At 58.4% G+C, this 11,458-nt stretch carries 8 protein-coding genes; 2 read left to right on the top strand and 6 right to left on the bottom strand.

Annotated features, from left to right (window positions below):
* Nucleotides 1-155: 155 nt before the first annotated feature.
* Genes AC1Q67_RS18525 through AC1Q67_RS18515 form a run of 3 tightly spaced genes read right to left on the bottom strand, consistent with a single transcriptional unit; the run spans nucleotide 156 to nucleotide 4,098 of the window.
* On the bottom strand, nucleotides 156-1,640 hold the full coding sequence (locus AC1Q67_RS18525) for a glucosamine inositolphosphorylceramide transferase family protein (protein WP_492236846.1): 1,485 nt from the start codon (nucleotides 1,638-1,640) through the stop codon (nucleotides 156-158).
* Nucleotides 1,637-2,908 carry a glycoside hydrolase family 5 protein gene (locus tag AC1Q67_RS18520; RefSeq protein WP_492236847.1) on the bottom strand — a complete coding sequence of 424 codons (1,272 nt, stop codon included), beginning with the start codon at nucleotides 2,906-2,908 and terminating at the stop codon, nucleotides 1,637-1,639. The genes AC1Q67_RS18525 and AC1Q67_RS18520 overlap by 4 nt, the downstream gene beginning before the upstream one ends.
* Complete coding sequence (locus tag AC1Q67_RS18515) at nucleotides 2,908-4,098, bottom strand: VpsF family polysaccharide biosynthesis protein (protein ID WP_492238169.1); 1,191 nt, start codon at nucleotides 4,096-4,098, stop codon at nucleotides 2,908-2,910. Before AC1Q67_RS18515 ends, AC1Q67_RS18520 begins: the two co-directional genes overlap by 1 nt.
* Nucleotides 4,099-4,299: 201 nt before the next feature.
* Between AC1Q67_RS18515 and AC1Q67_RS18510 the strand changes: the two genes are divergently transcribed.
* On the top strand, nucleotides 4,300-5,385 hold the full coding sequence (locus AC1Q67_RS18510) for a glycosyltransferase family 4 protein (protein ID WP_034473446.1): 1,086 nt from the start codon (nucleotides 4,300-4,302) through the stop codon (nucleotides 5,383-5,385).
* Nucleotides 5,386-5,400: 15 nt separating this feature from the next.
* On the opposite strand, the gene AC1Q67_RS18505 is transcribed toward AC1Q67_RS18510, so the two are convergent.
* A complete protein-coding gene (locus AC1Q67_RS18505) occupies nucleotides 5,401-6,813 on the bottom strand; it encodes a phenylacetate--CoA ligase family protein (protein ID WP_492236849.1) in 1,413 nt (470 codons plus the stop codon).
* A gap of 98 nt (nucleotides 6,814-6,911) precedes the next feature.
* On the opposite strand from AC1Q67_RS18505, the gene AC1Q67_RS18500 reads away from it, so the two are divergent.
* Nucleotides 6,912-7,991 carry a glycosyltransferase gene (locus tag AC1Q67_RS18500; protein WP_492236850.1) on the top strand — a complete coding sequence of 360 codons (1,080 nt, stop codon included), beginning with the start codon at nucleotides 6,912-6,914 and terminating at the stop codon, nucleotides 7,989-7,991.
* On the opposite strand, the gene AC1Q67_RS18495 is transcribed toward AC1Q67_RS18500, so the two are convergent.
* The gene (locus AC1Q67_RS18495) at nucleotides 7,966-9,441 is read right to left on the bottom strand and encodes a lipopolysaccharide biosynthesis protein (RefSeq protein ID WP_492236851.1); all 1,476 of its coding nucleotides are present in this window, start codon (nucleotides 9,439-9,441) and stop codon (nucleotides 7,966-7,968) included. The genes AC1Q67_RS18500 and AC1Q67_RS18495 overlap by 26 nt on opposite strands.
* The gene (locus AC1Q67_RS18490; RefSeq protein ID WP_492236852.1) at nucleotides 9,438-11,456 is read right to left on the bottom strand and encodes a heparinase II/III domain-containing protein; all 2,019 of its coding nucleotides are present in this window, start codon (nucleotides 11,454-11,456) and stop codon (nucleotides 9,438-9,440) included. Before AC1Q67_RS18490 ends, AC1Q67_RS18495 begins: the two co-directional genes overlap by 4 nt.
* Nucleotides 11,457-11,458 lie beyond the last annotated feature (2 nt).

Raw genomic sequence — 11,458 nt, 5'->3', positions numbered from 1 at the left:
GACTTGACCGCATACGCATGGGACTACCTGAACGCAACAAGGTCACCCGAACCAACACATCGAGCTTGTAAGCACTTTGGCCCGGTTATGGTTAATATTGCTTGAAGGACCGGGTCCGGCTGGCCGTCTGATCGCTGCCCCAGAGCACATATCGGCTAGGCCGAGGCTCCATAAAGATCAATGGTTTCGATCGTGCTTGTACGATTCAGACTGTGCGGCCCGCGCCTCACGCCTCCATCCCGCAGCCGTACGGTTTTCTGTACGCTTTGCCGGACATTCTCCAGGTCCAGCAAATCGATACGGCAGAACGCCAGACCCGTGCCGTAGCCTTCCGAACAGTCCTGTGCGGGCCGCCACAGCGCGCCGTCGTGGTGAAAGAAATCGCCCGCCGGGCGGGCGCAACGATGATCGAGGAGGATCGGATTGCCGGCGTGCGGTTGCCACGGACCGATCAGTTCCGGCGCCCAAAAAACGCTGAGCGTATCCCAGTTTGAACCGCGCCAGCTTCGTGTCGCCGCGAACATCCACCACAACCCGCCGTGCTGGCAGACAGTCGCATCCGAAGCTTCGACATTTTGCAGCAGAGTCGCTTCATGAACCCAGCGATCCGGAAAGCGCTCGGCGCGATAGAGGTCGACCGTTCTCGACTGCAGGGATTCCGGGATCATCCATATTGCACCGGCATGGGCGAAGACATGCGGGTATGACAAATGTGATTGCGTTTCCAGGACAGGTTTTGGCCGCTCGAAGCCGCCGGATCCCAACACCGATGCCGAGATCAGTCCCTTTCCTGACATCTGGTCGAACTCTTCGACGAAGAGATGCGTCCGCCCATCCGCAATGAACAGAAAAGGATCGGCATAGTACCGCCCGCCGTCGTCGGCCAATCGATGGTAGGCGCCCGCACCTGGCAAAGATGTTCTCGGTTCCATTGCATCTATCTGCCGCCACGCAACAAACCACCGCGGTGCTTCATGACAGAGCCGGGCAATACGGACATTCAATTTGCTGGCAAGTGCTGTTGCGCTAAACGACAGCACTCGGCCGGAATGCATTGGGTTTTCCGTTGACGGTCTGGACAACGATTGCACACCACCCGTCAACGGCACAGTCACAGCCTTTACACACAACTGCAAAAGCGCCGAGAAAATCGTATCAAGCGCCCGCACCGCCACCGTCTTGTCTTCAACGGCCGGCAGCCCTGCGATGAGTATCCGCCGTTCCCCGTCGATAATCGTCAAGGCAGGACTGCGAGCATCCAGCACCGCCAGCAAAGCCGCATCATCCGATGCCGTTCCATCGTACAAGATCTTGAGATCCGACAAGGCATCGTTCTGGGCGTGCCCGGTCAAATCCAGCACACGACCACTGTCCGTCGCGTCCCACGTTTCCAGATAAGGCTCGAACGCATTCTCACTAAGAAGATCGCAGACATGGTCGTCGTGAAGACGAAAGGCGAACTTCTCCAGCATCAGGAGCAGGGTGAACGCGCGAGGCGGCGACGGTCCGTCGGCCAACCGAACAACCGGATTGATATCGGGGTGCCGCGCAAGACGCGTCACCAGCTCATGCTGCCACCGCCACAACCGCGCACGGTTAAGCCATATCGTCACCTTACGCCTGCCTGTTACCTCGATCATGACGGGCAGCCAGGCTTTGGAATTTGAAGGCCGAGTGCATCCAGCGTCGTACGATCCAGCCTGCGTTCATCGGCGCGGTCAACGATCGCCATTCCGCCGCTTCCATTGAGTTCCCAAATCGACCAGCGGAAATTCCGTCGCTCCGCAGCACACCGCACATCCAGCAGCCACGCCGCCCTCGCCCTCTCGCCCGCTGAGTTCGGCGCCGGATTATTGCGCGTCGCGCCAAACTCACCGAGCAGAATGCGACGGGTATCGATGTCATTCCGCAAAGCCCATGCTGCGACAGCATCGAAAGCGACATCGATCACCTTGGCGTTCCATCCTTCGCGAAAGTATGCAGTAATCGCGGCCTTTGCCGCGATGGATTGCCGGGATTTGTCGGCCACCGAGAATGCCGGATCTGCCGATATCCGATCCTGTACAATCCGGATGGCTGCGCTCTCCTCTCCCCTGATCGCCGGATATGGCAATGCCTGCATATCGCGCCAGAACCGCTCCCTCGGCTCCGATGACTCAACACCCTGATGTGTGAAGAGATGAGGCTCGTAATAGTGAAAAGAGAAAAGAACATTCTCGTCGAGAAACGGAGCAGGATCGAGAAGCGTCAACCCTCTCCAGCTGCCTCCCTGTGCGCCGGTTACCACTAGGGTCAAGCGCGGCGCCTCGCGGCGGACGGCTCGATACAAAACCTCCATCATCGCCTGCCAGCGAGCTGCCGTCGTGGCGTCGTAGCCTGCTGGTGGCTCGTTGACAGGCTCCAGCGCGATGCGAGGATCGTTCATGTCCGCAAGCAGTCGCGCCGTCCGGGAAATCGCCGCCGCATAGGCCGTAAACAGCGGCCTATCCACACTAATGAAGATCGTCTCAGGACGATATTGAGCGACCTGGGAATTGGAATGGAAATTGACAATCACACTCAGTTGTCGCGCGCGAAATCGCTGAATCGTCATCCGCAAAATGGTGTCGAGCGCATCGCGCTGCTCGCCTGTCATCTGGAGAAACGGTCCCGGATCAACGGTCAACCGGACAAAATCAAATCCCGACGCCTGAACCGCCGCGATCAATTCGTCCGAGACATAATGCTCGACCGTTGCAAACGGCGGCCACGCATACAACGCGCTGTCAAGCGGAGACACCGACGCCCAGTTAAGGGGCCGATGCACACCAACGCCTCGCCGGAACTTATCAGAGCCGTCAGCCGCGCGCGCGGTCGTCATGGTCACCACCGCGCATGTCATCACCAATATGCGCAGCAGCCACACCATCACGAAATCCAGCGCCCGGATCGAGAGGTAAAGTCACACATCGTCAACAGCGTGATCATCAGGATATCTGCCGATTTGACCGACAGTGCGTTGTTGGTGAGCGCCAAGGCGAAAAACATCACTGTGGCCAGCATGACAATCGCCGACCGCCCCTTCAGCAGCGCCCGGAACAGATTGGCAAGCAGCAATGCGAACAGAATTGCACCGATCAAACCAAACTGGACGGTGAAGACGACGAAAGAACTTTCGATGAACGGCAGGCCGAAGACGTCGAGCGCGATCCGCTGAACCCGGGCGATATCAGCACCGAACAGGAACTCCTTCCAGGTGAGATAGTCAAATACACCGTAAATGCTGACGCGCGCCAGCGAACTCTGATCAACGAAACCGCCTTCGAAGCGGCTCAACGCTCCCAAGGCAAACATGACGGCGATGATTGTGATCAGCACGATCAACCCTGCAATCCCGAGCATCATTTTCCGCTGGATCGCATCGACCCGCGATCGCGCAGGCATGGGCTCCAGAACAAGGAATAGCGCGCACGAAACGCAAGCCGCCAGGCTTGCAATACGCGCTCCGGACGCCAAAGCACCGACAAGCAGGATCACAACACCCATCAGCTTAAACGACGGCCTCCAGCGCGCAACGCTGAGAAAGCAGATGCCGACGGCGCACCATTGCCCCAGTTGCAACGGATGATCGGATAGCCCGGTCGGTCGGAACACATCTTCTCCCGCCGCATAAGGCAGCAAGCGTGTCCTGAGCGCAAACTCGGCGATGCCGACGAGTGCGCTCAGAATGAGGAACAGAAGGATCAATTCACCGAGGTTCGATCGCCATTGATTTGGCAGCGTCATCATGACGAACATTGCCATGCACGCAACGATGTAAGTGTCCAGAATGTATCCGGATGACGTGCTCTGGCCGCTGACCGAGAGCATCAGGAGCAGACCGCAAATGCCTGCCAGGAAAACGATAATTGCGCGGAGAATTCCAACGTCCTGCCCGCTCAGTTCAATGCGAAAATTAAGCAGGATTCCAAGAGCGACCAGGCCAATCCCGTAGAACGCTGGATGGATCTTCTCGATCGTGGACCCTTCCAGTGTCGTATAATTTATAAACTGGTTGAGAATGAGCGCGTTAAGTCCAATTCTCAGCAAGACAAAAAAGACGAATGACAGATACAGCATTCGCAGCAGAATACGGCTGTCGCTCGGCTCGGTGACGGCGTAACCGGAACGGATCATGGGAAGCTGCGCTATTGTGGCCAGTGAAATTAACCGTAGACAATTCGCGTTAACAGTTGGCTAACCAAACGGTGCGTATGGGTGGGTGCTGGTTTCCGCCATGTGCAACGCCGCAGCATGCGACGAATGCAAGAAACTCCGAAAATGTCCTCCGTCCGCGTTCTGTGCGTCACGCCATTCGGTCCTTCAGGAAAGGGCGGAATCGATCGGCTTTACCACTATTTCCGCGAGTTCATTGCCGACAAGAATGTGTCCGGCATTGATCTACGCTTTGCGCAGTCGCGTGGCGATGCGCGAGGCAACCGCTGGATTGCGACATTTCCGCTCATCCTGGCGAAAATCGGAGTTGAGCTGAGCCGATTCCGGCCCCACGTGGTCCATATCAACTTCGCCACCGGCGGAAGCCTGCCGCGCAAGTATGCCATACTGAAGCTCGCGAAAGCATTTGGCGCGCGGACCATTGTCCATTTCCACGGCCAGTTTATCGAAGATCAGATCACCGCGCGTACAGTGCCGGGTCGATTGTTCAGCGCGATCGCCAACCAGGCTGATTGCGTCGTCGCGCTCGGCAAGGTTCATGCCGACGCCTTCGAGCGTATTGGCGTTCAGCGCGAGCGGATTGCGATCGTTCCGAACGGAATTCCTGACTTTGCGACCGGTCTTGTGCTGCCCAAACCAGACACCGGATCGCTGGCGATTCTCTTCTCCGGCCTGCTGACTGAAAATAAAGGTATGCACGTCCTGATTCCGGCCCTCGCCCACCTGCGTCAGACGACCGATAACTGGCACTGCGTGGTCGCCGGCAACGGCGACGTCCCGCACTTCATGGATATGGCCCAAAAGGCAGGGCTTGAGGAGAAGGTGACGTTCACGGGGTGGATCGAAGCCGGCGAAATGCTCGATCACATGCGCAAAGCCGACGTGGTGGTCCTGCCCTCGCGAACCGAAGCATTGCCGCTCAGCCTGATTGAGGGTGCCTGTGCCGGCGCAGCTCTTGTTGCGACCGATGTCGGCAACGTCCGCGATATCGTGGAAGGTGGAGTTAATGGACTTCTTGTCAAACGTGAGCCTGAGCCGATTGCCTCGGCGTTGCTTGAAGTCGCCACCAACCGCTCTCGTTTGGGTGAGATGCAATCTGCCTCTCGTCAAATCTACCAACGGCATTTTACGGTGTCGGCATTCGCCGACCGACTTCGCGACCTTTATCTGCAGGTCGCCAAAGCGCCGTAGCGGCAGATATCCTGTTCAAGTCATGTGCGGGATCGTCAGCCGCTGATCGATGAACTTGCGCTTACCCCTGCCCGTCATCGGCAGTTCATCGACGATCTTCAAGTGAATTGTGAGGTCGCCTGCGGCACGTTCTGTCATTCGGGTGAGGTAATCCGAAAAATCCGGCTCCTGGCCACCTTCCGTGACCACCATGAGTTCGACTTCCCCCGGAACACGCTGACAGAATTGCACTTCACGCGTCAGATCATGCCTGTCGATCGGCACACACAGCCCGTTAAAGGGAATAAGGGACCCCGACCGGCTCACCAGATATTCGCTGCTTCGCCGCGGCGCCAGGTGGTTCAGAACGAGTCGGTATCCGTTACTCGCGCTCGGCAATTCGACGAGTTGTGCAGCATCGCGTGTGTCATACCGAATGAGCGGCATGCCTCTGAACATCAACCCGGTCGACACCACACGGCCCGTCTTGCCGGGCGTGGTGATCGGCCGGTCGTCGTCATCGACCAGTTCCGTATAGCCGTAAATCGGATCGAACTCATATGTATCCGGCTCGTTGGCGCGCTCGACCGCAAACGCAACCTTCTCACTCAATCCATAGAAGGGCACAGTGGTCGCCTGATCGAAGACCTGTGCAAAAAGATCGCGCTGATGTGGAAACAGCTTTTCCGAAATCGGGAAGATTCCGCGAATCTGCGACAACGGCGCCGCTCCGGTCCGGAGCAGATACTGTGCGAAAATCGCTATCGCGGAAGGATAGCCGTGAATGAAGCGGATGTTCTTTTCACGAATGGCGGCCAAGTATGATGCCATCGTCGTATCATCGAGATGAAAAACCGAGAACCGCAGTTCTTTAAGCGCCGGTTCGACCTCCATGTGGGAGTTCTCGCCGTCGATCAAATCAAACCCCCGGAAAACGCAGCGCCAGTCATGCGCCGTAAACCCGGTTCTTGACCATGCATCGTGAATAAAAGCGTATTCGATCGGACTGCGATTGCGATCGAGCATGATCGACAGCGGTTCACCGGACGACCCATCGGTCGATGCGCGATCAAGACGATCGAGCGGGACGGTGCACATCTCGTCGCGGTGGTCGAGTACGGTCTGCCGCGAAAGGACAGGCAATCGGGACCAGGCCTCGCTTCCCAACAGTTCGCCGGGCGCGATGTGACCGACCACGGGCTTGAGCGCGCGGGCGTAATAAGGCGCATTCCGGATCGCCAGTTGAACCACTTCGCCAAGCGCCTGCTGGCGATAGGACCGGACAAAATCTGTATCCGTTTTTGCGCGATTGATTACGCTGCGCCAATGACGATAGGTCTTGCCGAACTTGATTGAAGTTGGCACGTACCGAAGGAAGCGGCCGAGCTGGGCCCGCGTCGATAGCGGCAACCGGACATATGCACCGCGCGCGACGTCCAGAACTGTCATCGGTTTCCCCCTGATTTGGCGAACACGACTATGTACCGCAGCCAATGCTTCGCCTGCGGTAAATCGGACATTTACCTTAACCGTGCATGGTCAAATTGATGGTTATTCAATCAAAACACGTCGCGGTTTACGTACCTGCCCTGAACAGGGGCGGAGCGGAACGCGTAGCAGCCCTGCTGGCATCCGGCTTCTTCAAGGCTGGCTGGCAGACCACCCTGCTCGTTGATTTCGAAGCATCCGAGAATCGGTCGCTCATCGATCCTGGCGTGCCAATCCACGTGCTGGGAAATTCGCATGCCAGCTCCGTATTCGCCCTTACCGGCTTCCTGCGCTCGCAGAAGCCGGACATGGTCCTTGCGATCGGAGGCGCGGCAAACGTCAAGCTTTCTCTGGCGCGCCTGTTCGCGGGCGGCCAGTCTCGAATCGTACTTTCGTATCACGGACGCTCCGACGTTGGGCGCGGCCGGCTCGGCCACATGTCTTACTCGTTCGCCCCATGGCTTGGGCGGCGCGCTGCTGCAATTGTCTGTGTGTCCGACGGCTTGCTCGATCATCTCCGCGATGACTGGAATGCCCCCGAAAGCAAGCTGACGCGCATCCACAATCCGGTATCCGTTGAAAACGCCATTCCCGCCAGCCATAGCGACCTTATCCAGCGTCCACCCGTCGTGCTCGGCGTCGGCCGGCTCAATCCGGAGAAGGGATTTATTGCGCTGGTCGAGGCCCTTCCCCGTCTGCGCTCAGATGCGCGTGTCGTAATCTTTGGCGAAGGCTCCGAACGCGCCAATCTGCTGGCCCGCGCAAAACAACTGGGCGTTGAAGACAGACTAGAACTTCCCGGCTATCGCGATGACCCATGGCCCTGTTATGCGCAGGCCCGCTGTTTCGCTTTAACATCGCGCAGGGAGGCCTTCGGCAATGTGGTTGTCGAAGCTCTGGCTTCCGGACTTCCGGTCGTGTCGACACGAAGCGGAGGCCCGGATGAGATTCTGGACCATGGACGCGTCGGCACGCTCGTGGACAACGGCGACATCGAGTCGCTCGCACAGGCCATCAATCAGGCGCTGGCTGACCCTGGGGATCCGGCGCCGCGGATCGCACGGGCACGCACATTCGACGTCCAAACCGCGATCAATAGCTATCTCGACCTGTTCAATACGATACTGACTCGGCGGTAGCCGTCGGCACGGAATCTCCCCGCCAGATTTCCCATGGCCGGTCGAGCATCCGCACCAGGGCAAATCCGGACGCAGAGAGCGTTGACGCATAAACCGCGATGAACGTTGCGGTTCCGCCGAACAATATAATCAGCGGCAGCTGTCCGCCCAGAAGCACGCGCATGCCGAGGGTTGCCGCGGAGGCAAGCCCGAACGAGATCGTCAATCCCGCGATGGCCTTCCAGGGAACAGAAAACGGCAGCAGGCGCGTGGAGAGAAATGCACTGCCGGCAAGTGAAACGAGCGAGGCAAAAGCCGCGATCATGGCAGCGGCCACCGGACCGCCCTGCGGGATGAAGAGTAAACCCAGCAACAGAGAAATCACCGCAGGCGGTGCCATGCTCACAAACTGCAGCCAGTTCTTCTTCGTGATGTAAAACGCGTTGTCGAAGCAGAAATTCTTCAAACTCGCAAACAGGGTGGCAAACGCAATCCAGGGCATGATCCGCACAGCCTCAGCGCGATAAGCCTCCGGCAGCACCAGTTCTGCAAACGGCTGCGCAAGCAACGCAATGCCGGCTGCAACGGCGCCGCACAGCAGAATCAGCGTCAGAACATTGCCGCTCTGGACCCGGCCGGCTGCTTCTCGCCCTTCTGATGAGTAGCTGCGGACAAGCATCGGAAACAAATACGGATTCAGCGACCCACTGAACAGCTCAACCGGTTGCCTTGCGAGCGCATAGGCGGCCGCATAAAGCCCGACGCTCGCAGGTCCAAGCGCATGATTGAGGATAAAGCGATCGAGCCAACCGACCGTCTGCGCCAGCAGCGTGACCGATACGATCGGAACTCCGAACAGCAGGGCCGCGCGATAACCCTGACGCGGGAAATAGGGCCATGGCAGATCCCGAAAAGCCACCGCACAGGCCAGCAATCCCAGAACAAGCGTCACCAGGGAGATTCCAAGCGAGGCAGAAAAGAAAGTCGGTTCGATGACCAGGACCGCGCCTACTCCGCATGCAAGTGACAAGACTCCGCGCGCAATCTCGGTGCTGGCGTATAGCAAGTGACGTTGCTGCGTCTGCAGCAGTGTCAAACCGAGCCGCAGCACTGCGAAGGCAAGGACGTAAACCGCGACGGCAACCGTGAACCACCCGGACAGACTTGGCTGGACGATCGACAGCAGCAGCGCGCCAAGCAACGACAGCACGCAGGATACAACGGTCAGAACGAGAGCACGGCCAAGCCTACCCGCCGACGGCACGCGGTCCTTGCTCTCACTGCTCAATACAAACAACCGCACCCATCCGCCGGTCGCCATATCGAGGATTTCGCCTGTCACGACGATGAGAGCGAACATTCCGTAGTCGTCCATCGACAACAGCCGGGTCAATACCAGAAGCAGGACGAAGGTCGACAGGCGGGGCACGAGATTTGCCCCGAAATAGAGAACGACGTTCAGGCTTTTCATCGAAGACCTGCGGCCGCTAGGTTCGGGACTGGCGCCAGATCAGGCTGCAACGCAGGCGAAACCCTTTCTGTGATGGCACCAGATTGAACCTCGATCCGGGTGCTGAATTCCCGCGTTTGCAGGTCATTCGCGTGAAACACGAGGCGCGTTGCGCTTTGCATAACCCCGAACGCCGGTGAATACTCCACATTTTCAAGCGTAGCCGTTACACCTCTGGCCGAAGTGAAGCGCATCAATACCTCATCGCCACATGTGACAACGATAATTGCTCCCTCAATCCTCGCCGAGCAGTCCGGATGCAACAGGAATCCGATGTCGATCGATACCAGTGGCTTTGATGCCTCGTCTCCAGTCGCAAGCAACTTATCCGTCACCGTCAACCCGGTGGGATCGATAGTCACCGTGCGCTCACACAACAGTCCATGATCGCGGGCATATCCGTCGTGCTGCGCCGACACGTGAACGTCACTGCCAGCCTCGCGGAAACCGAGATACTTCGATACAGCCTTCCGCCGCCAGTTGAATGCACCCGAGATCTCGCTCTGATCTGCTCCATTGATGCAAATCGTGTTGTGAGCCGCAGTACCGCGCAGGCGATCGCGGACCCTGCCGCCGGAATGATACAGATATGTTCCCGCATCGACGAGTACCGGCTTTGCATCGAGATGCAGCATCAGCGACAGGGCATCAGCATGTCCATGGGCCGCGATCGACAGATAGCCGAGCGGACCATGGTCGAACACGACGAGCGCTTCGCGTCCGCTCATCTGGCTTCGTGAAACCGTATATCCGCCACGCTCAAATGTACGCGTCCCCACAAATGAAGCGGGTGCGCCGGCCGGCCGGCCGACAAGAAGATTTCGCAATTGTGGAGCACCGTAAACGGCAGCAATATCGGAACGGCCCGTCACGGCCGCGATCCCGCTCACGATTGATGCGACATAGAACGGCTCATGACCCGCTCCGGACGCTATCACGCGGCCTTCATCGTCATCACCGATACGGGGGTGATTTCCGGCACCATCAAGCACCCATCGAAGATGTTCGCCGGCGGCGGTGATGCGCGCAACGACGTCATCGGGAAACGGCGCGCCAGTGACTTCCGCAACGCGAAATGCCAGAAGATACCATTCGCACGTGAAGGCAGTGTAAGTCGGCGACTGCTCCGCACCCACGCCATCGTCGTAAATCTGACGAAATGCCTCTGCAATCAGCACGTCTCGCGCTTGTAGCGGATCGATCGCGGTTCCCTGCCAAAGGGATCCCAGAATGAAGAGGGCCGCCTCCTCCGCGATCAGATGGTTGTTCGCGGACGAATAGCGGGATGGAAAACGTTTAAGCCAGTATTCATGCGCCGCCAGACATGCGCCGATCTTGCGAGAAAGACGCCCACCTACCCGATCTCTGCCGATCAGCCCGATTGTCAGCAGGATCGAGACAACGCGCAGCGCCAGCTCAATCCCGGAAATCCAGTTGATGCCCTTGAATGGCGGATTCGCATCGATCCAGCTTTCGATCAGATCAAGAGCCGACTGAGCCAGCTCATCATCATTCTCCAGTCTGGACAGCGCCGCGATCACCGGCACGAACTGGAGGCGATTCAGTTCCCAGACAAGTTTCACATCTCCGCGGAGACGATCGTGCCGGAAGTCGATGTCGAAACAGTAAGCGCTATCCGGCCAGCGCAATCCCGACGCGGGATCAAGATGCCAGTCCATCTCCTTCGACAACTCGAAATCATGAGCGAGCGCGCGATAGACACCAGGCCGCGTCGCGGTCGGCGCAACCGATCGCCAGAGCGAACGTGTATCGGCATCGATCAACCCGAGCCCGCCGGCATCGACCGGGAGAAACGGAAGATCAGTCGCTTCCGCAGCAAACGCAGAATAGCCATAAGATCGCGTCGCTGATATGCGGCGCTTTCCAGCCTCACGCAGCCGGTGTCCCAGTTCCGGGATGCTCATGGCCCGGAGCCGATTGACGTACCATCCAAGTTTGCCGAACGAACCTGCCATAT

This window comes from Afipia sp. GW823-FHT06G09 (assembly GCF_058794875.1).
Note: the sequence above shows the minus strand (reverse complement) of the source record. Positions and strands in the feature narration are given on the sequence as shown.